This window comes from Brevibacterium sp. BRM-1 (assembly GCF_026802075.1).
Classification (GTDB): domain Bacteria; phylum Actinomycetota; class Actinomycetes; order Actinomycetales; family Brevibacteriaceae; genus Brevibacterium; species Brevibacterium rongguiense.
This window is the reverse complement of record NZ_CP113788.1, coordinates 2,361,309-2,380,989: the sequence shown is the minus strand read 5'-3', so window position 1 is coordinate 2,380,989 and position 19,681 is coordinate 2,361,309. Positions and strand designations below refer to the sequence as shown.

At 72.5% G+C, this 19,681-nt stretch carries 20 protein-coding genes and 1 tRNA gene; 5 read left to right on the top strand and 16 right to left on the bottom strand.

Annotated features, from left to right (window positions below; translation table 11 throughout):
- The first annotated feature begins 253 nt into the window (after positions 1-253).
- Positions 254-1,738 (top strand): APC family permease, encoded by a 1,485-nt coding sequence (locus tag BRM1_RS10490; protein ID WP_268525711.1) that lies wholly within the window; start codon positions 254-256, stop codon positions 1,736-1,738.
- A 258-nt stretch (positions 1,739-1,996) separates the two neighbouring features.
- On the opposite strand, the gene BRM1_RS10485 is transcribed toward BRM1_RS10490, so the two are convergent.
- The 11 genes from BRM1_RS10485 to BRM1_RS10435 all read right to left on the bottom strand — a co-directional run bounded on the left by BRM1_RS10485 (position 1,997) and on the right by BRM1_RS10435 (position 11,825).
- A complete protein-coding gene (locus BRM1_RS10485; protein ID WP_268525709.1) occupies positions 1,997-2,413 on the bottom strand; it encodes an LPXTG cell wall anchor domain-containing protein in 417 nt (138 codons plus the stop codon).
- A gap of 40 nt (positions 2,414-2,453) precedes the next feature.
- A protein-coding gene (locus BRM1_RS10480; RefSeq protein ID WP_268525614.1) for an IS3 family transposase occupies positions 2,454-3,688 on the bottom strand; the annotation gives its coding sequence in 2 pieces (ribosomal slippage) (positions 2,454-3,406 and positions 3,406-3,688; 1,236 coding nt in all).
- Between the two features lie 112 nt (positions 3,689-3,800).
- Complete coding sequence (locus BRM1_RS10475; RefSeq protein WP_268525707.1) at positions 3,801-4,526, bottom strand: GntR family transcriptional regulator; 726 nt, start codon at positions 4,524-4,526, stop codon at positions 3,801-3,803.
- An 89-nt stretch (positions 4,527-4,615) separates the two neighbouring features.
- Positions 4,616-5,479 carry a fumarylacetoacetate hydrolase family protein gene (locus BRM1_RS10470; RefSeq protein WP_160953991.1) on the bottom strand — a complete coding sequence of 288 codons (864 nt, stop codon included), beginning with the start codon at positions 5,477-5,479 and terminating at the stop codon, positions 4,616-4,618.
- Positions 5,480-5,541: 62 nt separating this feature from the next.
- Positions 5,542-5,859 carry a hypothetical protein gene (locus BRM1_RS10465; protein ID WP_160953990.1) on the bottom strand — a complete coding sequence of 106 codons (318 nt, stop codon included), beginning with the start codon at positions 5,857-5,859 and terminating at the stop codon, positions 5,542-5,544.
- 141 nt (positions 5,860-6,000) lie between these two features.
- A complete protein-coding gene (locus BRM1_RS10460; protein WP_160953989.1) occupies positions 6,001-6,150 on the bottom strand; it encodes a VOC family protein in 150 nt (49 codons plus the stop codon).
- A gap of 330 nt (positions 6,151-6,480) precedes the next feature.
- Positions 6,481-6,759 (bottom strand): mycoredoxin, encoded by a 279-nt coding sequence (locus tag BRM1_RS10455; protein WP_268525704.1) that lies wholly within the window; start codon positions 6,757-6,759, stop codon positions 6,481-6,483.
- A 352-nt stretch (positions 6,760-7,111) separates the two neighbouring features.
- The gene (locus BRM1_RS10450) at positions 7,112-8,329 is read right to left on the bottom strand and encodes a M20 metallopeptidase family protein (protein WP_268525701.1); all 1,218 of its coding nucleotides are present in this window, start codon (positions 8,327-8,329) and stop codon (positions 7,112-7,114) included.
- A 234-nt stretch (positions 8,330-8,563) separates the two neighbouring features.
- Positions 8,564-9,376: a TetR/AcrR family transcriptional regulator gene (locus BRM1_RS10445; RefSeq protein WP_268525699.1), complete on the bottom strand. Its 813-nt coding sequence runs from the start codon at positions 9,374-9,376 to the stop codon at positions 8,564-8,566.
- Positions 9,377-9,407: 31 nt separating this feature from the next.
- The gene (locus BRM1_RS10440; RefSeq protein ID WP_268525697.1) at positions 9,408-10,217 is read right to left on the bottom strand and encodes a type 1 glutamine amidotransferase; all 810 of its coding nucleotides are present in this window, start codon (positions 10,215-10,217) and stop codon (positions 9,408-9,410) included.
- Between the two features lie 135 nt (positions 10,218-10,352).
- Positions 10,353-11,825 (bottom strand): TIGR01777 family oxidoreductase, encoded by a 1,473-nt coding sequence (locus tag BRM1_RS10435; protein ID WP_268525695.1) that lies wholly within the window; start codon positions 11,823-11,825, stop codon positions 10,353-10,355.
- A 357-nt stretch (positions 11,826-12,182) separates the two neighbouring features.
- On the opposite strand from BRM1_RS10435, the gene BRM1_RS10430 reads away from it, so the two are divergent.
- The 4 genes from BRM1_RS10430 to BRM1_RS10415 all read left to right on the top strand — a co-directional run bounded on the left by BRM1_RS10430 (position 12,183) and on the right by BRM1_RS10415 (position 16,417).
- Entirely contained in the window at positions 12,183-13,508 is a 1,326-nt protein-coding gene (locus tag BRM1_RS10430; RefSeq protein WP_268525693.1) for a trans-sulfuration enzyme family protein, read from the top strand.
- A gap of 248 nt (positions 13,509-13,756) precedes the next feature.
- A complete protein-coding gene (locus BRM1_RS10425) occupies positions 13,757-14,143 on the top strand; it encodes a hypothetical protein (RefSeq protein WP_268525692.1) in 387 nt (128 codons plus the stop codon).
- A gap of 119 nt (positions 14,144-14,262) precedes the next feature.
- Complete coding sequence (locus BRM1_RS10420; protein WP_160953982.1) at positions 14,263-14,925, top strand: isochorismatase family protein; 663 nt, start codon at positions 14,263-14,265, stop codon at positions 14,923-14,925.
- Positions 14,926-15,016: 91 nt separating this feature from the next.
- Entirely contained in the window at positions 15,017-16,417 is a 1,401-nt protein-coding gene (locus tag BRM1_RS10415) for a dihydrolipoyl dehydrogenase family protein (RefSeq protein ID WP_268525689.1), read from the top strand.
- A gap of 28 nt (positions 16,418-16,445) precedes the next feature.
- Here the strand turns inward: BRM1_RS10415 and BRM1_RS10410 are convergent, their stop codons facing one another.
- From BRM1_RS10410 to BRM1_RS10390, 5 genes are all read right to left on the bottom strand, one after another.
- The gene (locus BRM1_RS10410) at positions 16,446-17,099 is read right to left on the bottom strand and encodes a methylated-DNA--[protein]-cysteine S-methyltransferase (protein ID WP_442864356.1); all 654 of its coding nucleotides are present in this window, start codon (positions 17,097-17,099) and stop codon (positions 16,446-16,448) included.
- Positions 17,100-17,131: 32 nt separating this feature from the next.
- Positions 17,132-17,629, bottom strand: coding sequence for an RNA polymerase sigma factor (locus BRM1_RS10405; protein WP_268525686.1), 498 nt, complete (start codon positions 17,627-17,629; stop codon positions 17,132-17,134).
- 49 nt (positions 17,630-17,678) lie between these two features.
- On the bottom strand, positions 17,679-18,194 hold the full coding sequence (locus tag BRM1_RS10400) for a methylated-DNA--[protein]-cysteine S-methyltransferase (protein ID WP_268525684.1): 516 nt from the start codon (positions 18,192-18,194) through the stop codon (positions 17,679-17,681).
- A 191-nt stretch (positions 18,195-18,385) separates the two neighbouring features.
- Positions 18,386-19,264 carry an aldo/keto reductase gene (locus tag BRM1_RS10395; RefSeq protein WP_268525682.1) on the bottom strand — a complete coding sequence of 293 codons (879 nt, stop codon included), beginning with the start codon at positions 19,262-19,264 and terminating at the stop codon, positions 18,386-18,388.
- 155 nt (positions 19,265-19,419) lie between these two features.
- Positions 19,420-19,503: transfer RNA gene (locus tag BRM1_RS10390), tRNA-Leu, on the bottom strand.
- Between the last annotated feature and the right edge of the window lie 178 nt (positions 19,504-19,681).

The window sequence follows — 19,681 nt, the reverse complement described above, 5'->3', positions numbered from 1 at the left end:
AGCAACCGCGAAAAGGCCCCATAATGTGCCGGTGGTCCGCTTTTTCCGTCGAATCAGCGCATTCGCTGTACGGAAACCGCAATCTGCCTTAGTGTGTTCCCCGACACATAGCCAGCCCGGCCCGACCGAGCGCGACCCGGCCCTCCCCTCGGCGCCGGACCACCCCAGCCGCCGGAGGCTCCCACCGCACACCGCACACCGCGTGCCCGCCGCGCCCCGCTCCCCCGGGCGCACCCCACAAGGAGTTCGATACATGGCCAACACCACCCTGAAGCGCAGCCTGGGCCTGTGGGCCATCGTGGGCCTGGGCCTGGGCTATATGACGCCCACGGTCGTCTTCGACACGTTCGGCATCGTCTCGGACGAGACGAACGGGGTCGTCCCGCTGGCCTACCTCGTGGCGCTCGTCGTCATGCTGTTCACCGGCATCAGCTACGGCAAGATGGTCCGGGTCTTCCCCTCGGCGGGCTCGGCGTACACGTACACCCGCGAGACGATGCACCCCGCGCTGGGCTTCATGGTGGGCTGGTCCGCCCTGCTGGACTACCTGCTGCTGCCCATGGTCAACGTCCTCATCCTCCGCATCTACATGACCTCGCTGTTCCCCACCGTCCCCGCCTGGGTGTGGGTGCTGGGCATCGTGGCGGTGTGCACCAGCATCAACGCGTGGTCCATGAAGGGCACCTCGAACCTCAACGCGATCCTCGTCGTCTTCGAAATCGTGCTCATCGCCGCGTTCCTGGTCTTCGGCTTCATCGCGCTGAGCAAGGGCATGGGCGACGGGACGATCCTCACGGTGGACCCCCTGTTCCGGCCGGGCACCGAGGTCGCCACCGTGCTCACGGGCGCCACCGTCGTGTGCTTCTCGTTCATCGGCTTCGATGCGGTGACGATGTACACCGAGGAGGCCAAGGACCCCCGGCACATGCCCAAGGCGATCCTGCTGACCATCATGATCGGCGGCGGCATCTTCTTCGTGGGCGGCTACATGGCCCAGGCCCTCTTCCCCAGCGTCGACGTGTTCACGAACACGGACGATCCCCTGCCGGAGATCGGCCTCATGGTGGGTGGCAAGCTCTTCCAGCTCGTCTTCGTGGCGGGTGCGTTTGCGGCGACGTTCGCCTCCGCCCTGGCCTCGCACTCCTCGGTGGCGCGCCTGCTCTACGTCATGGGCCGCAACGGCGTGCTGCCGCGGCGTGCGTTCGGCTACGTCCACCCCCGGCTGCGCACGCCGCTGTTCAACATCATCCTCGTGGGCGTCGTCTCCCTGGCCGCGGTGTCGATGAGCCTGGAGCTCGTCTCCAGCTTCATCAACTTCGGCGCGCTCATCGCCTTCACGTTCGTCAACCTGTCCGTCATCGCGTACTTCGTCTTCATCAAGAAGCGCTACAAGACGGCCAAGGACGTCGTCTCGTTCATCGTCCTGCCCGTGGTGGGCGCGGCCCTCACCGGCCTGCTGTGGGTGAACCTGCAGCTCGACGCGCTGGTGGGCGGCGTGGTGTGGGCCGCGATCGGCCTCGTCTACATGGTCTTCCTCACCCGCGGCTTCCGCCGCTCCATCCGGTCCTTCGACTTCGAGGACGTCGAGGTCCGCGAGGCCGAGGAGGAGCTGGGCTACCACCGCCATCACGGTCATGGGGCGGCGGCCGCGGCCGATGGCGGGAGCGGGGCCGGCACCGGGGCCGGCACCAGACCGGGGGCAGATGGCGCGTCCGGAGCCGATACCGCCGAGCGCTGAGCCCGCAGGCGGGGCTCCCGCTCGCGCGGGAGGTGTCGGCTCGGCCGCCCCGCCGATGATCGCCGCACACGCGAAGGACCCCACCCGGGGGAAGGTGGGGTCCTTCGCGCAACCGCGCCGCCTACCCGCCCGGAGCGGCCGGCGGGGCGGGCGGGCTGCCCCGCGCGGTCGGGCTGCCCCGCGCGGTCGGTTCGTGCGATGACCCCTGCGGGGTCAGTCCCGATCCGGACGCAGGAGCGCGGCTTTCCCGGGTTCCGCTCAGCCGCGGCGACGGCGGGTGAGCATCAGCGAGACACCGCCGATGGCGAGCAGTCCCGCACCCAGACCCAGCGCACCCAACTCAGCACCGGTCCGCGGCAGCCTGGAACCACCATTGCCACCATCGGAACCGCTGCCGTTATCCGAACCATTGCCGTTGCCCGAACCGCTGCCGTTATCCGAGCCGCCGTTGCCGTTGTCCGAACCGCTATCGCCATCGTCATTCGAACCGGGCTTCCCGTCATCACCCGAGGACACCTTCGAGACCACCTCAAATGCCCCGCTGACCTTCGGATCCGACGACTTCACCGAGTACGTGCCCAGGTACGCAGACGGCTTCGACGCATTCGTGCCATACACCGCAAAGCGCGCAACACCCTTCGCATCGGCCTTTTGCGTCAGCTGGGACTGATGCACGATCAGGTGTCAGTGAAGCGCCCTGGGTTTCGTTCCGCGCTTATGTGGTGACGAGGGCTCTCGCCTGGGATTGATCGTAGGCCGCTTCGACCTCGGCGGGCGTGCGGTAGTCGAGAGCTTCGTGCAGGCGTTGACGGTTCCACCAGCTGACCCACTCCAGCGTCGCCAATTCGACCGCCGATGTCGACGGCCACGTCGTGCGTGAGTAGATCAGCTCGGCCTTGTACAAGCCGTTGACCGTCTCAGCCAAGGCGTTGTCATACGAATCGCCTACTGTCCCAACCGAAGGCGCGACGCCGTGCTCGGCCAACGTGTCGGTGTACGCCAGCGAAACGTACTGGACTCCGCGGTCGCTGTGATGCACGAGCCGTCCGCTCTGACGCGCCGCCGGGGTCGTGGTGATCGCCTGCTGCAACGCGATCATCGGCAACGCCTGCGTCGTCAGCGACGACGCGACCGACCAGCCGACGATCTTCCTTGTGCACGCATCGGTGATGAACGCCGTGTACGCGAACCCACCGACGGTGCGCACGTACGTGATGTCCGCCACCCACAGCTCGTTCGGCGCCAACGCGTGGAAGTCACGCTCGACCAGGTCCGGGCGGTGATCGGGCAGCTTCGACGCGACGGTCGTGAACGGGTGACGCCCGCGCCGAACACCGTGCAGCCCAGCGACTTTCATGAGCCGGGCGGTCTGGTCGCGTCCGATCATCCAGCCCTGGCGGCGCATCGCGTGCCACATCTTGCGGTGGCCATACACGCCGTAATTCTGCTGGTGGACGCGCCGGATCTCGTCGATGAGGACCTCGTCACGGATCGCTCGCGCGCAGCGCGGGCGGGCTTTCGCTGCCCGGTAGCCACGCGACGTGATGAACCCACACTCCGTCGCGCCCAGCACGCGACAGATGGACTCGACCCCGAACTGACCCTTGTGTTCGTCGATGAACCGGATCATCTCGTCGTGGGGCGGTCGAGTTCCGCTGCGAAAAAAGCCGATGCTTTCTTCAAGATCTCGTTCGCGCGCCGTGTCTCTGCGAGTTCGCGGCGAAGGCGCCGGTTCTCTTCCTCGAGCGACTCACGCGGCGCTGCCGCGCCCGCCATGGCTAGTTGTTCGCCGGCACGGGGCATCCAGTTACGGATGGTCGCCGGCGCGATACCGAGCGAGGCTCCGACGGCGTCCATCGCGACGCGCTGTGAGCATGCTTCGGCGGCGCGCTTGTCGAGCACCATCCTGACGGCGTGCTCACGCAACTGCTGGTCGTACTTCTTGGGCATGATCCGATTCTCCTTCAGATGAGTCGGAACCAAACCCGGGGCGCTTCAGGGTCCACTCCGCGATCGGAGCCCCGCCCATCAGCAGACTCAACAACCTGCCTGGACATCACAGCTAGTCGCGCGGCGCTGTCACCGCGTCGCGCAGCACGCCGTTGAGCGTGGTGGCCATGTGCGCCACCTGCAGCCGCGCGCACTCCGCGGGATCGCCCGCGCGCAGCGCCGCGAAGATCGCCCGGTGATCCACCTGGCCCGCCGCGATCCGCTCGCGGTCGACGTCCTGGGAGCCGGCCGCCCCATCGTGGAGGTAGGCCAGGCGGTAGCGCTCGGAGTGATCCCACATGTCCTCGAGCAGGCGGCAGATGCGCGCCCCGGCGTGCTGGCTCAACCCCAGGTGGAACGCCTTGTGATGCGCGCGGAAGGCATCCATGTCCTCCGCGGCCATCGCGGCGTCCATGCCGTCGAGGTGGCCTTCGATCGCACGGCGCTCCGCCCCCGTCAGCTGGGGCGCGGTCCGCTCGATCGCACCGGGCTCCACGCCCATCCGGATCGCGTAGATCTGCTCGAAGTCCGCGAGGTCCAGCTCGGAGACGCGCATCCGCCGGTTGAACTCGGAGGTGACGAGCCCCTCGGCGGCCAGGCGCGAGAGCGCCTCGCGCAGCGGGGTCCGGCTGATGCCGAGCTCCGCTGCCACCTTCACCTGGGAGATCGGCGCCCCCGGGGCGAGCTCACCGGTGAGGATGGCGCGGCGGGCCCGCCGGTAGGCGAATTCGACGGCGTCCGCGCTCTGCGGGGCGTTCGCGCGGTGCTGTGCGTCGGCGCGGTGCTGTGCGTCGGACACCGGCGGGGCATCCGCAGACCGCCCTTCCCCGGCGGTGGCCGGCGCAGCAGCGGCCGACGCCTGCGCCTCGGCGGTCCCGGCCATGGCCGTCACCGTCCGACGAACGTCTGTTCGATCTCGCCGAGCCCCTCGATCTGCGTGCGCAGCACGTCCCCGGCCTGCAGGAACACCTGCGGGTCGCGGCCAATGCCCACGCCGTCCGGGGTGCCGGTGAAGATGAGGTCACCGGGGTAGAGCTCGACGATCTTCGACAGGCGCGCGATGAGGTCCGGCACGGTGAAGATGAGGCTGCTGGTCCGCCCGCTCTGCAGTTCCTCGCTCGTCCCGTCGGGATGGGTGACGGTGCAGCTGAGCGCCAGGTCGCTGCGGTCGGCCGCCGCATCGACCTCGTCGAGCGTCACGACGGCGGGGCCCACCGGGGCGAAGCCCTCCTGCGACTTGCCCAGGCTGAACTGCGGCGGATTGCCCCAGAACTGCACCTCGCGATCGGAGATGTCCTGGCCGACCGTGAGGCCCGCGACGTGGTCCCAGGCCTGGGCCTCGGGGATGTTGCGCCCGCCGGTGCCGATCACGGCGACGAGCTCCACCTCCCAGTCCACCTGGTCACCGGTGACCGCCACGTCTGCCCTGGCACCGGTGAGGCTCGAGGCGAACTTCGCGAAGACCACCGGGTTCTCCGGCAGGTCGAAGCCGGACTCCGCGGCGTGGTCCGCGTAGTTGAGGCCGATCGCCATGATCTGGCGGGGGCGCGGGACGGGGGCGCCCAGCTCCGCGACGTCGAAGGGCTCGCCGGCCGAGGCGTCCTGGCCCTCCGCCCACTGCCGGAACGCCTCCCAGCGCTCGTAGGCGTCCTGGGGATCCGGGCCGAACGCGCCGTCGCTGGCGCGCTCGACGTCCAGGGCGCGGTCGCCCTCGATGAGGACGAGACGTCCGCTGCGGTTGCCGATCTGCATGGTTGCTGCCTTTCCTGGGGCGGTGCGAATCTGGAGGGTGCGAAGCTAGACGGTGCGCGGTGTCACCAGAGCTCGGGGAGGTAGACCTCCGGCACGACCTCGGGGCGGTATTCGCCCTTGCGCGCCCGCTCGTGAATCTCCTTGCCGTCCGCCCCGGCCTTGTGCGCCTCGACGATCTGGTCCGGGTCGAAGTACTCCCCGATCGGGTTGTCGCCGAACTCCTGGCTGGCCCACATCCACTCCTTCGAGGTGCGCCAGTCGCCGAACGTGTCGAACTGGATCTCCACGCCGTTGCCGTCGGGGTCCGGGTAGTACATGGACATCGTCATGCCGTGGTCGAGGCACACGAAGGGGACGATGCCGTCCTTCTTCAGCCGCACGTAGTTGACGATCCAGGACTCGAACGTGGGGTACTCGAAGGCCGTGTGGTGCAGACCGGTCGTGTGCCCCTTGTCCTCGGGCTCCTTGAGGCCGGGCAGGGCCAGGAGGGCGATGCGGTGGTTGGCCTCGTCGTTGCTCAGTCAGGCGCCCTCGTCGCCGTAGAAGACGGGCTCGAGGCCCGCGATCGCCTCGTAGAAGGCCACCATCTCGTCGAGGCGGTTGGTGGCGAAGGTCGTGTGGTGGAAGACCGGACGGGTGATGGGGTTCCGGCGGCTGCGGTTCTCGCTCATGGTGCTCTCTCTTCTCTCGTCGTTGAGGAAGTGCACGCGTCCCGACGGGGACGCCGATGCTTCCGAACGATCCCGGCAGGGGATCTGCACCAGACTGTATACAGGTTTTTGCGATCTGTCTACAGATTTGATCTCTCGTCCTCGCTTGCCCGTGTGCGGGCGCTGGGCGGATGCACACGACGGCGCCGGGACGGTCGTGGACCGCCCCGGCGCCGTCTGGCACGGTACTGCCTTGCACTTCCGCGCCTGGCACGCCCGCGTCTGGCGCTCCGCCCCCGGCCCCGAGCGCCGCGGGCTGCGGGCTGCGGGCTGCGGGCTGCGGGCTGCGGCTCAGCCGATCGCCGCGAGCTGGTCCTTGACCTGGGCCAGCGAGGGGTTCGTCAGCGTCGAGCCGTCGGAGAACAGCAGCGTGGGCACCGTCTGGTTGCCGCCGTTGGCCGCCTCGACGACCTGCGCGCCGTTGGGGATGTCCTCGATGTTGACCTCGCCGTACGCCACACCCGCCTGATCGAGCTGCGGGCGCAGGCGCTTGCAGTAGCCGCACCACGAGGTCGTGAACATCGTGACCTCGCCGGCCTCGGGCAGGAATTCCGCGGTATCCGCGCTCATCGGTTTGCTCCTCCGTGTCTTCGGTTCCGCCGCGCTGTGCGCTCGACGGCTCACCCAGCAGTGAACAGCCGCCGCAGCGCGGTCATTCCCGGCCCCGGCTGCTTCGCCCCCGCCTGCGCCACCCCTCGGTACCCCCGCGCCGCTGCTCCCTCGCAGCTGACCCCCCGCACCTGAGGGCCGCCGAGGCGCCGGCCGGCACCCGCTCGGCGCGCGTCTTCGCGGTACCACCGGGACACGAGGGACCAGGACACGACGCGGCGGCACCAGAACACAGGGTGCACCGGGACTCAGGGGGCTGCAGCGCAGGGGCACCAGCACGCGCGGGACGCGAGCGGTGCCGCGACGCAGGTGCTTATACTGCGGGCGCCTCGGCGGCCAGGCGGGCACGGGCGAGTGAGGCGAGCGCGGCGGCCTCGATGCCCAGCACGGAATCGTCGAAGACCACGCGCGGAGAGTGGTTGTTCGCCCGCTCCGCCGCGGGGATCGACGGGTCGCCCGCGCCCAGCATGACGAAGGCACCGGGGACGGCCTCGAGGACATAGGAGAAGTCCTCCGAGGGCATGATGGGGTGGTCGGCCTCGATCACGCGGTCCTCGCCCACCAGCTCGCGCAGGACGGCGAGCGCGCGCCGCGCCTCGCCCGAATCGTTGACGGTCACGGGGTAGTCCACGCGGAAGTCCACCTCCGCCGCGCAGCCGTGCGCGGCGGCGACGCCCTGGGCCACCCGCTGCGATTCGGTGCGCACGATCTCCAGGGACTCGTTCGACAGCACCCGCACCGTGCCGCTCAGCGTCGCCGAGTCCGGGATGATGTTGTGCGTCTGGCCCGCGCTCAGCTGGGTGAGCGAGAGGACCACGGGGTCGAAGACGCTGATCCGGCGCGTCACCATGGCCTGCAGTGCCAGGATGATCTCCGCGGCCACCGGCACGGGATCAACGGCGTCCTGCGGCTGCGAGGCGTGGCCGCCCTGGCCGCGCACCGTGATGGTGAGGAAGCACGAGCCCGAGGCGAGCGTGCCCTCCCGCGTGGAGAACACCCCGCGCTCGCTCGGGCTCACGTGCGTCGCGTACGCGGCCACGATGCGCGGGCCCGCGGCGTTGAGCACGCCCCCGGCGATCATGTTGCGCGCTCCGCCGTAGCCCTCCTCGCCGGGCTGGAACATGAAGACGACGTCGCCGGGCAGCTCATCGCGGTGGGCGCCGAGGATCCGTGCGGCGCCCACGAGGGCCGCCATGTGCAGATCGTGCCCGCACGCGTGCATCGCCTCGCCGGTGGCCGCATAGTCCAGGCCGGTGAGCTCGGTCAGCGGCAGGGCGTCCATGTCCCCGCGCAGCAGCACGGCCGGCGCGGGCCCCGCTCCCCCGCCTGCGCGCCCGGTCCCGCGCAGCACCGCCGTCACCGAGGTGGTGGACTGGCCCAGCGCGATCTCCAGCGGCAGCCCCTCGAGTGCGTCGAGCACCCTGCGCTGCGTGCGCGGGAGCTCGAGGCCCACCTCGGGGTCGGCGTGGATGGCGCGGCGCAGCGCGACGAGCTCGTCGAGCATGGCCTCTCCGGCGGCGGCGAACGTCATGGTCTCCCCTTCTGCACCCGGGCCCGCGGCGGCGCGGGTGCGCGGTCGGTCCCGAGTCGCTGCCCAGCCTGGCACGCGCGGCCGGGCGAGGGGGCGGGTGCTCAGATCCCGGTATCACCGCTCAGGTCGGCACCGGGTTCAGCCTCGGCAACCGGAACGGCCTCGGTGACTGGGTTCGACCGCGGCACCCGGATCGGCCTCGGCGCCTGCACCGCGCCCGTGGCCGCCACGCGCTCAGGCGGGCGGCCCAGCCTGCGCGCCGGGCTCGGTGCCGGCAGCCGCGTGCGCGGCGCGGCCCACGGGCGCCAGCCCCTCGCCAAGCGGCAGGTCGCGGCGGGCCGGGGAGTCCTCGCGCAGCGGCGGGTTCTCCACGAGGGCGCTCACGACCGGCCGGATCTGCTCCCGGCTCAACCGCTCGCTCTGCAGGGACACGCGGTAGAGGGTGAGGCCGGCCAGGGTGTCGAGGATGAGCTGGGCATCGACGTCCTCGCTGAGCTCGCCGCGGTCCATGGCGCGCTGGATGACGGTCAGGCCCATGTCGCGGCGGCGGGAGAGGAAGTCGTGGCGGAAGTGCTCGTAGACCTCCGGCTCGCTCATGACCGACCAGACCGGGTGGGGCAGGTCCGCGCCGCGCATCCGGCGCTGGTTCGTGGCATTGCACCACGTGTGCTCCACGAGGTCCTCCACGAGGTCGCCGGTGTCCGGGATCTCGCCCAGGTCGGAGAGCATGATGAGGGCCGCGGAGGCCAGTGCCCCGCGGGTGGGCCAGCGCCGCAGGATCGCCGAGCGCGCACAGCCCGCGGCGCGGGCGATCCGCTCGAGCTGGAGGTTCGCGTAGCCGTGGCCGGCGATCTCGTTGAGGGTGCGGCGCAGGATCTGCACGGTCAGCTGGGCATCGGGGCCCTGCTCGGCGGCCGCGGAGCGCGCCGCGGCGACGGTGGCGTCTCCCGTGGGAGCGCCGGTGGCCGCTGCGGGCACGGCGCCGTCCGCCGCGGTCGAGGTGGGGAGCGGCGCCTGGGAGGTGGGCGCCAGGGGACCTTGCTTCATAGCCCCAGATCTTAGCGGGCGCGCATATGTCTCAGCGCGCGGGATGCGCGGTGAGTCCCCGGCGCACGGCGCGCACGAACGCCCGCGCCAGCGGGGCCTGCGCGGTCTCGAGTGCGCGCTCGGCCGCGGCGATCTCCTCGACCACGGCCTCGGCGGGCCGGCCCGCGTAGTCCTCCATGCTCGCATGCTCGTTCGTCTTGGCCGCCCAGTGCGCCGCGAGTTCCCGCCCGGCCTCCGGGTGGAACTGGGTGCCCCACGCGCACGGGCCCACCCGGAACGCCTGGACGGGGGCGTCCGTGCCGGTCACGAGCAGCACGGCGCGCTCGGGCAGCTCGATCTGCTCCTCGTGCCACAGCACGGTGGGAAACTCGGCGGGTGCCGCGCCGAACACGGGATCCTCCGCCGCCCGCGCGGTCGCCTCCACGGTGTGGAGGCCCACCTGCGGGTACGCGCGGTGGGTGCACGTCCCGCCGGCGGCAACCGCCAGCAGCTCGCCGCCCAGGCAGATCGAGAAGCTCGGAAAGGCACCCGCCGCGGATTCCGCGAGCAGCTCGCGCACTGGCGCCAGCCAGGGCGCCTGCTCATCGTCGAGCGGGCCCAGGGCCCCGCCCAGCACCACGAGCCCGTCGAACTCCGCGGGGCCGGGCAGCGCCTCACCGCGGTCGGGGCGCACGGTGCGCACGTCCGCCCCCGCGGCGGCCAGCCAGCGCCCGAACCGGTTGGCATCCGTGCCGTCCTCGTGCTGGACGGCCACGAGGCGCGGGGCCCGGCCGGAGGCAGCACCGGGGTGAGACGCGGACCCGTCCGCGGGGTGGGAGGAGGTGCCGGGATTCGCAGTCATGGCGCCATTGTGCGCCACCGCACAGCCGCGCGCTCCCGCGTCCGCGGCCGTGGGCGCCACCCAGCGCACACCCGCCGCCGAGGCGCGGGCGAGCGGGTGCCCGCCCGCGCCTCGGCGGCGAGGCAGCAGGCTCCCTCAGCCCGCCGGTGCGGGCTGCGCGGCGGGGGCGTCGGAATCCGCATCGCGGCGGATGCCCAGCGTGGCCGCGAGCGCGGATTCGAGCGACGGGTGGGCGAACTCGTAGCCGGCGGCGGCGAGTGCTGCGGGCACCACGCGCTGGTCGGCGACGGCCAGTTCCGCGGCCGCCTCGCGGCCGAGCACCAGCCGCGGGGCCAGCGTGGGCAGCGGCAGCGCCGCCGGGCGCGAGAGCATGCCCGCCAGCGTGCGGGCGAAGTCCGCCTGGCGCACGACGTCCGGGGCGACCGCGTTGACGGGCCCGCTCAGCTGCGGGTCCATGACGGCGCGGGCGTAAATGCGGGTGATGTCGTCGAGCGAGACCCACGCGAGCCACTGCTCGCCGGAGCCCACGCGGCCGCCGAAGCCCAGGAGGAAGAGCGGCAGCTGCAGGCGCAGCACGCCGCCCAGCGTCGACATGACGACGCCGGTTCTGATCGAGACTCGGCGGACGCCGTACTGCTCGACCTGCGCGGCCTCGCGCTCCCAGGCCTCGCAGACCTCCGCGAGGAAGCCCTCGCCGCGCGCGGCGGACTCCGTGAGGTGCTCGTCATCGCGGTCGGAGCCGTAGTAGCCCACCGCCGAGGCGCACACGAAGGCCTCCGGGCGCTCCGAGGCCGGCAGATCGCCGATCGTGAGCGCCAGCAGCTTCGTCGAGTCGACGCGGGAGTCGAGGATGCGCCGCTTGCCCTCCGCGGTGAAGCGCCGGCCGATGCTCGCGCCGCCCAGGTGGACGACGACGTCGGCCCAGGCCACGGCGCCGCGGTCGAGCAGGCCCAGGTCCGGGTTCCAGCGCACCTCGTTCTCGCGGCGCGGGGTCGAGCGGATGAGGCGGCGCACCTCGTGCCCGGCGGTCTGGAGCATCGCGACGACCTGCTGGCCCACGAGCCCGGAGGAGCCGGCGACGAGGATCTTCTTGGGGCCGCCGAACGCGGCGAGCTCGGCATCGTAGGCGAGCTCGTCCAGCAGGCGGTCGTGGCGGCCCTCGAAGGCCGCGCGCAGGGTGGGCTCGAGGGCCGCCTCGTCGAATTCGGCGGCACCGGGGAAGCCACCGGGGGCCACCGAGTACTCGACCCGGTCGGTGATCCGGCAGAACCCGTCCGGCGAGTCCGCGGTGGGCGACTTCACGGTCTCGAAGGTGTGCGTGTGCTCCCACGTCTTCATGGGGCCGCGCACGAGCGTCTCGGCGAATGTGTCCGGCGCCGGCGGCTCGGTGTGCTCGGTGACGAACGGGACTCGCACAACGCCGTACGAGCCGGGCACGCTCACCTGCATCTGGGCCTTCGCACCCGGCGCCAGCGGCGGGTGCGGCTCGGCCTCGATCGCCATCGAGAACTCGGGCGTCAGGCGGGTCAGGGCGCCGGGGCGCGCGTGCCAGCGCTCGACGACCTCTCGGGGGTAGGGGACAACGGTGGAGGTTGAGAACTCAGCCATGGGCCCATTCGATCAGGTTTTGATGTGAATTGGCACACCGCAACGCCGGGTTTCGGCGCCCGCGCGGCGGTGCCGGGCCGCCGCTGCGAGCGGTGCCGCCGGGCCTGGTCTGTCGCGGCGCCGCCGGCCTTGGCCTGTCGCGGCGCCACCGGCCCGTCGGGCCCGCCCGGTGATGGCGGCACCGGGGTCCGCGCGGCGGGGCGGGGAGCGGCGGGGCGCTGGCGCGGCGGAGGGGCGGCACGGCGGAGGGTGAGCGCGACGGTACGGGGTGACGGCCGGTGACGGTGCGTGACGGCGGCTGACGCCGTGTGTCACCAGCGCGGGCCCGGGGCCAGGCGCGGTGCCTACCGTGCTGGCATGAGCCTCCCCGACACCGCATCCCCCCTGCCCCCGCGGTCGCCCGGACCCGCCGGAACCCCGGCCGCGGACCCGGCGGCAGCACCCACCCGCGCCTCGACCGTGGACTCGCGCGCGGACCCGAGCGCGGCACCCGCCACGGAACCGGGAGCAGCCCCGGCCGCGGGACCGGGCGCGTTCGCCACCCGCGCCATCCACGCGGGCGGCGGCCCCGAGCCGGCCACGGGCGCCGTCGTCCAGCCGCTCTACCTCAGCACCACGTACGCGATGGACTCCCCCGGCGTCACGCGCGGGGCATACGACTACGCGCGGGCGGGCAACCCGAACCGCAGCGCGCTCGAGGCCACACTCGCCGAGCTGGAGGGGGCGGACGCCGCGCACGCGGTGTCCTCGGGCATGGCGGCCGTGACCGCCGTGTTCTCCGCGCTCCTGGCGCCCGGTGACTCCGTGGTGGTGCCGCGCGACGTCTACGGCGGCACCGTGCGGCTCCTCGAGGACGAGTACGCGCGCTGGGGCATCACGATCATCCCGGCGGACATCGCGGACCCCGCGGCCCTTGCCGCGGCGCTCGCGGCGGGCCCGGCGCTCGTGTGGGTGGAGACGCCCAGCAACCCGAGCCTGGAGATCATCGACATCGCCGCCACGGCGCGGGCAGCCCACGCCGCCGGCGCCCTCCTCGCGGTCGACAACACGTTCGCCACCCCCTATCTCCAGCAGCCGCTGGGCCTGGGCGCCGACGTCGTCGTCCACTCGACGACGAAGTTCTGCGGCGGCCACTCCGATGTGGTGGGCGGCGCCGTGCTCGTCAAGGACCACGGCGAACTGCCCGCCGGCGCGCAGGCGGGCGCGCGGATCGACCGCTGGACGGCCTCGGCCGGGGTGGGCAGCGCGCCGTTCGACGCCTGGCTGACGGCGCGCGGGCTCAAGACCCTGGCCGTGCGCATGGAGCGCCACTGCGACTCCGCCCTGCGCGTGGCCCGCTGGCTGCGCGCGCACCCGCAGGTCGCCGAGGTGCGCTACCCCGGCCTGCCCGACCATCCCCAGCACGAGCTCGCGGCCGCGCAGATGCGCGGCTTCGGCGGCATCGTCACGTTCCGCGCGGCCAGCGAGGCGATCGCCCTGCGGGCCGCCGAGCGGGTGCGCGTCTTCGCGCTGGCCGAGTCGCTGGGCGGCGTCGAGTCCCTCTTCGACCACGCCGCCACGATGACGCACCTGTGCCTGCGGGGCACCGAGTTGGAGGTCGGGCCCGATGTCATCCGCCTGTCCATCGGCCTCGAGGACCCCGCCGACCTCATCGCGGACCTCACCGCGGCGCTGGCCGACTGACAGGGTTGGCCCACGAACCGAGTTCGGCTGCATGCGGACTCACCCCCTCCTGCGCCCGAGGTGCGGGACCGCCCAGACCCGGCCCGCACCTCGGGCGCGGGGGCGGGAGGAGCCGGTGGGCGCCGGTGGGCGAGCGCGGCGGGCCGCACCCCTGCACCCAGTGGGCCGGCCGAGCCCGTCCGGGTTGCCGGACCTGGTTGAATGGGACCACGCGCGGCACTGTGGCCGCCATCACCAGGGAGACCGCCATGGCCGCTATGGGCCGCAAGAAGCACAACCGCCTCATCATCCTCCTCAGCGAGCTCTACGGCCGCCAGGAGTTCGCAGCGTTCGGGACGGTCGCGCAGGCGATCGGGTTGGAGGACAAGAAGCGCAGCGCTGCGCTCGTCCTGGCCCGGGCCATCGAGTCCGACCCGACGCTGCCGCGCGAGCTGGCCACGCGCCTCGTCGATGCGAACGGGCTGCTGAAGTCCCAGCGCCGCAGCGCCGGCCAGCACGCCTACACCCCGGCGGACTTCCTGCGAGACGACGACGCGTTCGCCGAATCCGGCGAGGGTGCCCTCGTGGACCCGGCCTCCATCGTGACCAAGCCCAAGAAGCTGAAGAAGCTGCTCAAGGAGCGCAGGCTCGACTGATTCGCCAGACCGCCCCGGGCGGTGCGCCCTTGTCGCAGGCCGGGGCCAGGCCGTAGGTTGCACGTGGGCGCCCGCCCGCCTCCGCGGAACCGCCGCGCTGGCTGCAGAAAGGGATCGACATGACCCGCAAGACCAGCCCCGAGCCCGTCCGCGACCAGCGCGAGGATCACCTCCTCACCCCGGAGAACTGCGTGCTGGCGCTCATTGACTACCAGCCCGAGCAGTACGGGACGATCACCTCGACCAGCCGCGAGCGCATCGACCTCAACGTCGTGGCCCTGTGCAAGCTGGCGATGGCCTACGGCGTGCCCGTCGTGCTCTCCACCGTGGGCGTGGACCTGGGCAAGAACGAGGGCACCGCATCGGCCATCAAGGACGCGCTGCCGGGCGTGGACGAGATCGACCGCAGCGGCGTCAACGCCTGGGAGGACGCGGACTTCCGCGCGGCCATCGCCGACTCCGGCCGCAAGAAGGTCGTTATCGCGGGCCTGTGGACGGAGGTCTGCCTGACGTTCCCCACCCTGGACATGCTCGCGGAGGGCTATGAGGTCTACCCGGTGGCCGATGCGGTGGGCGGCATCAGCGCGGTCTCGCACGACCGCGCGTTCGAGCGCATGGTCCAAGCCGGCGCGCACCCCGTCACCGCGATCTCGTTCGGCGCGGAGCTCATGCGCAACTGGGCCCGCGAGGACGCGGACAAGCTGCGCGAGGTCATGAACTGGTACTTCCCGCGCAAGCAAAAGCTGGACCGCGCCGAGGGCGTGCAGTTCTTCAACGGCTGAACCGGTGGCGGACACGCAGCCGGCGGCCCCGCCGCCCCCGGGCACTCGGGCAGCACCGAGTACGCAGACGGCCCCGGCAGATGCAGCCCCGGTGGGTCCCGGCGATGAGCCCGATGTCGTCGTCATCGGCGGTGGCCCGACGGGTGAGAACGCCGCCCAGTATGCGCTCGACGGCGGCCTGAGCGCCGTCCTCGTCGAGGGTGAGCTCCTGGGCGGCGAGTGCTCCTACTACGCGTGCATGCCGAGCAAGGCGCTGCTGCGCCCCGTGGACATCCTCCACACCGCGCAGCACCTGCCCGGGGCGGTAGGCGCGCGGCTGGATCCCGCGACCCTCCTGGCCAGGCGCGATGCGTGGGTGTCCCACTACGACGACCACGGCCAGGAGCGCTGGGCGGCCGGGGCCGGCATCGGCGTGGTCCGCGGGCACGGGCGGCTGTCCGCCCCGCGAACCGTGACGGTCACCAATCCGGACGGTGAACAGCGCACCCTGCGCGCCGGCACCGCCGTCGTCATCGCGACGGGCTCCGAGGCCGTCGTCCCGGCCGAGTTCGAGGCCGTGGAGCCGTGGACCTCGCGCGATGCCACGGGCGTGACCGAGGTCCCCGAGTCCCTGCTCATCGTGGGCGGCGGCGTCGTCGCCGTGGAGGCCGCCACGTGGCTGGCCGCCCTCGGCTCGCAGGTCACGCTCCTGGTGCGCGGGCAGCGCCTGCTCGCGGGCCTGGAGCCCTTCGCCGGCGAACTCGTGGCCGCGGGGCTGCGCGAGGCCGGCGTGCGGGTGGAGTTCGGCGCGCACATCGCAGCCGCCGCCCGCCCCCGCGCGGAGGCGACCGGGCTGGGCCGCGTCCACGGCGGCCCGGTGAGCGTCGACCTCGCGGACGGGCGCTCGCTCACCGCGGCCGAGGTGCTCGTCGCCGCGGGCCGGCGCCCGCGGCTGGCCCATGTGGGCCTGGAAGCGGTGGGCCTCGACGCAGCCGCGGTCGCGGCGGGCCGGCTGCCTGACTGGCTGCACGTCATCGGCGATGCGGGAACGGGCGCCCCGCTGACCCACATGGGTAAGTACGAGGCGCGGGTGCTGGGCTCGCGGCTGGCCGGGGCAACCGACGTCCCTGCGCCGGCCGACGTCCCGGTGCCGCAGGTGGTGTTCGCCGAGCCGCAGGTCGCGGCCGTCGGGCTGACGGAGGAACGGGCCCGGGAGCGCCTGGGCGCGGAGGCGGTGGTCGCCTCGGAGGCGGAGTTCACCGCCGCCGCGGGTGCCGCGCTGCTGCGCGACGATGCCCGCGGCCGGGCCAAGCTCGTCATCGACCGGCGCAGCGGTGCCGTGGTGGGAGCGACCTTCGCGGGCCCGGAGGCCGGTGAGCTGCTCCACGCCGCCACCATCGCCATCGTCGGCGAGGTTCCCGTCTCCCGCCTGCGCCACGCGGTGCCGGCCTATCCCACCGCCTCGGAGCTGTGGCTGCGGCTGCTCGAGGCGCTGCCGCGCGAGCTGCGGTAGGCGCGCCGCTCGCGCTCACGTTGCGCGCTTACGCGGCGGCTTCGAGGCTCAGCAGCGCCTCCTTCGCGTCCAGCCCGCCGATGTAGCCGCCCAGGCCGCCGTCGGTGCGCAGCACCCGGTGGCAGGGCACGACGACGGGCAGCGGGTTGGTCGCACACGCACTGCCGACGGCGCGCACGGCGCGCGGGCTGCCCACGAACTCGGCGACCTCCCGATAGGACCGCGTCTGCCCGTAGCCGATGTGGGGCAGCCAGCGCTGCACGAGCTGGCGGAAGCCGGCGGAGAGCCCATAGTCCAGGGGCAGGTCGAAGGAGCGCCGCGTGCCGGCGAAGTACTCCTCGACTTCCGCGGCGACCGCGTCGAGGCGCCGCGGGGCGCGGAGCACCCGTGGGCTGAGCTTCGCCGCCAGCGCCTCGAGCACGGCGTCGAAGCCCTCGCGCTCGAACGCGACGCGCACGAGCCCGGCCTGAGTCGCGGCCAATAACAGGGGGCCCACGGGAGTGTCGATCGTGCGGTAGGCGACGTCGAGCAGGCCGTGCTCGCCCGCACGTTCGGCCAGGCGCGCCCGCAGGCGGTCCAGGGCACCGGCCTCGAGGGGGAAGAGGTCCGCGTCGTCGGTGCTTGCGGCGGTTTCGGCCGGGAGGCCGGGCTCGGCCGCGGTCGTATCGGTCGTGTCGGTCATGCGGGTGGTGTCGGTCTTGGAGGTGGTGTCGGTCATCGCGGTGCTCCGTTCGTGTATTCGCCCGCGCCATAGGCTCGCCGCAGGCTGCGGATGCCGTCCGCCGCGGCGCGGCGCACCGCGGCGGCGCTGCCGCCGATGAGCGCCGCGGTCTCCGCGTGCGGCAGTCCGCCCAGGTAGTGATAGGCGATGGCGAGGCGCTGCCGTTCCGGCAGGGCGGCGACCGCCGCCCAGACCGTCCGCTCCTCGCCTCCGGGGTCGCCGCCCGGGGCGGCCCGCTCGGGCAGGTCGGCGGCGGGGAGCGCATGCCGGGCCCGCGCGCGGATGACGTCGATCGCCTTGCGGCGGGCGACGCGCACCAGCCACGCCTCGGCGTTCGCATCCGCGGGCAGCTCGGGCCAGGCGCGCAGCGCCGCCACGAAGGTCTCGGACCACGCATCGTCGGCATCGGGGCCGGGTCCCAGCACGGCACGGCAGACCCGCAGCACGGTTCCCCCGTGCCGCTCGACGGCCTGTTCGAATGGCTGCTTCATCTCCACACACGGTAGACGTGCCGGCTGCCCGGAACGTGAGGCGCGAGGCTCAGAACAGCCGCGAGCCCGCCACCGCGGCCGGCTCCTCCAGCTCGAGCAGGAACCGCTTGCGCTCCAGGCCGCCCGCGTAGCCGGTGAGCGCACCGTCCGCGCCCACGACCCGGTGGCACGGGATGACGATGCTCAGCGGATTGCGCCCCACCGCCTGGCCGACGCGCTGGGCGAGACCCCGGTCGCCCAGCCGCTGGGCGAGCGCTCCGTAGGTGGTGGTCGTGCCGTACGGGATCTCGCGCAGCAGGGCCCAGACGCGCTCGGAGAAGCCGTCGCCGCGGGTGCGCAGCGGAACGTCGAAGTCCCGCCGCGCTCCGCGCAGGTAGGCGTCCAGCTGGGCCCCTGTCCGCGCGAACACCGCGTCCGCTGCGGTCTCGACCCGCACGCCGAACGCCGAGGCGTCCGGCAGGTGCCGGTGGCCGGGGAAGTAGAGCCCCGTGAGGCCATCGCCGTCCGCCACGAGGGTGAGCTCGCCCAGGGCGGTGTCGATTCGCGTGTGCCGGAGGTCCGTCATCGTCCTCACCTCTCCGTGTGCACCGCGCGGGTCCGTGCTCGCTGCTCGGATCCGTACCCGCTGCGTGAGTCCGTGCCCCCTGCGGGTACGGATCCGCTGTGCGGTGCGATCGTCGTCCTCTTCACCCTGCAGACGCGCCGGAGGCGGTGGATGTGAGGTGGCCCCGCGACATCTCCACCTGGGCCGGCCGTTCAAGCCTCGGGGATCTCGCGCCCGAAGGCCTCGAGCGTGACCTCCGCGGGATCGGGCCCGCCGCGCTTGCCGGTGTCGAGCGCGTCGATGGCCGCCAGGTCCTCGGCGGTGAGCTCGATGTCGAAGACGTCGATGTTCTCCCCGATCCGGGCGGGCTTGACAGACTTCGGGATGACCTGGCGGCCCTCGGCGATGTGCCAGGCGAGCATCACCTGGGCCGGCGTCCTGCCGACCCGGTCCGCGATCGCGGTGATGGTCGGATCGTCCAGGGTCGAGGTGTGCCCGGCCTCCCGGTAGAACGTGATCCCGCCGATCGGGGACCATGCCTGGGTGAGGATGCCGTGCTCGCGGCCGAACGCCTGGACCTCGGGCTGCTGGAAGTAGGGGTGGACCTCGATCTGGTTGACGGCGGGCACGACATCGGCCTGGTCCAGCAGCCGGGTGAGGTGGTCGACCATGAAGTTGCTGACGCCGATCGCGCGCACCAGGCCATCGGCGAGGAGCCCCTCGAGGGCGCGGTAGGCCGCGAGCGTGCGCTCGAAGTCCGAAGGCAGCGCCTGGTGGAGGATGAACAGGTCGAGCTGCTCGAGGCCGAGCTTCCCCGCCGCCTTGTCGAAGGCATGCAGGGTCTCGTCGTAGCCGTAGTCGCTGATCCAGACCTTCGACTCGACGAAGACGTCATCGCGGGGCAGGCCCGAGGCGCGGATCGCCTCGCCCACTTCCCGCTCGTTGCCGTAGGCGGCGGCCGTGTCGATGTGCCGGTAGCCCTGGATCAGGGCCGAGGACACGGCCTGCGCCGTCTCCTCCGGGCTGGACTGGAAGACGCCGAGCCCGAGGGCCGGGATGTCGACGCCGTTGTTGAGGGTGAAGGACTTCACGAGGCGCTCCTGTCTGCTGCGGCCGCGCGGCTGTCGTGGCAGCGGTTGCCGCCGCGGATGCTGCGGTCGGATTCGACCCTAGGCCCGCCGGCCGGGATGCGAGAAGGCCCCCGGCCGGGAAGCGGATCCCGGCCGGGGGCCTTCTGCGCGTTCTGTGCGCGAGGGGGGACTTGAACCCCCACGTCCTTTCGAACACTGGCACCTGAAGCCAGCGCGTCTACCTATTCCGCCACTCGCGCAAGCAGCAGAACGAAACAATACACGCTGGCCCGCGCGCGGGCCAAACGGGTGCCGCAGCCGCACCCGGCCCACATGTGAACTGGCCGCGCAAACGCCCAGGCGGCCCTGCGGGAATATGGCCTCCCCAGGCCGAACCGGTAGCATGGGCCGTTGACCGCATACGAGACTGCACCCGGT

What these genes read in the sequence shown, in the direction of transcription:
- BRM1_RS10435 (WP_268525695.1), bottom strand. Translation starts at nt 11,825, where the DNA reads ATGGCTGAGTTCTCAACCTCCACCGTTGTCCCCTACCCCCGAGAGGTC.
- BRM1_RS10450 (WP_268525701.1), bottom strand. Translation starts at nt 8,329, where the DNA reads ATGACGTTCGCCGCCGCCGGAGAGGCCATGCTCGACGAGCTCGTCGCG.
- BRM1_RS10430 (WP_268525693.1), top strand. Translation starts at nt 12,183, where the DNA reads ATGAGCCTCCCCGACACCGCATCCCCCCTGCCCCCGCGGTCGCCCGGA.
- BRM1_RS10490 (WP_268525711.1), top strand. Translation starts at nt 254, where the DNA reads ATGGCCAACACCACCCTGAAGCGCAGCCTGGGCCTGTGGGCCATCGTG.
- BRM1_RS10455 (WP_268525704.1), bottom strand. Translation starts at nt 6,759, where the DNA reads ATGAGCGCGGATACCGCGGAATTCCTGCCCGAGGCCGGCGAGGTCACG.
- BRM1_RS10420 (WP_160953982.1), top strand. Translation starts at nt 14,263, where the DNA reads ATGACCCGCAAGACCAGCCCCGAGCCCGTCCGCGACCAGCGCGAGGAT.
- BRM1_RS10405 (WP_268525686.1), bottom strand. Translation starts at nt 17,629, where the DNA reads ATGAAGCAGCCATTCGAACAGGCCGTCGAGCGGCACGGGGGAACCGTG.
- BRM1_RS10445 (WP_268525699.1), bottom strand. Translation starts at nt 9,376, where the DNA reads ATGAAGCAAGGTCCCCTGGCGCCCACCTCCCAGGCGCCGCTCCCCACC.
- BRM1_RS10425 (WP_268525692.1), top strand. Translation starts at nt 13,757, where the DNA reads ATGGCCGCTATGGGCCGCAAGAAGCACAACCGCCTCATCATCCTCCTC.
- BRM1_RS10400 (WP_268525684.1), bottom strand. Translation starts at nt 18,194, where the DNA reads ATGACGGACCTCCGGCACACGCGAATCGACACCGCCCTGGGCGAGCTC.
- BRM1_RS10470 (WP_160953991.1), bottom strand. Translation starts at nt 5,479, where the DNA reads ATGCAGATCGGCAACCGCAGCGGACGTCTCGTCCTCATCGAGGGCGAC.
- BRM1_RS10410 (WP_442864356.1), bottom strand. Translation starts at nt 17,099, where the DNA reads ATGACCGACACGACCGATACGACCGCGGCCGAGCCCGGCCTCCCGGCC.
- BRM1_RS10440 (WP_268525697.1), bottom strand. Translation starts at nt 10,217, where the DNA reads ATGACTGCGAATCCCGGCACCTCCTCCCACCCCGCGGACGGGTCCGCG.
- BRM1_RS10460 (WP_160953989.1), bottom strand. Translation starts at nt 6,150, where the DNA reads ATGAGCGAGAACCGCAGCCGCCGGAACCCCATCACCCGTCCGGTCTTC.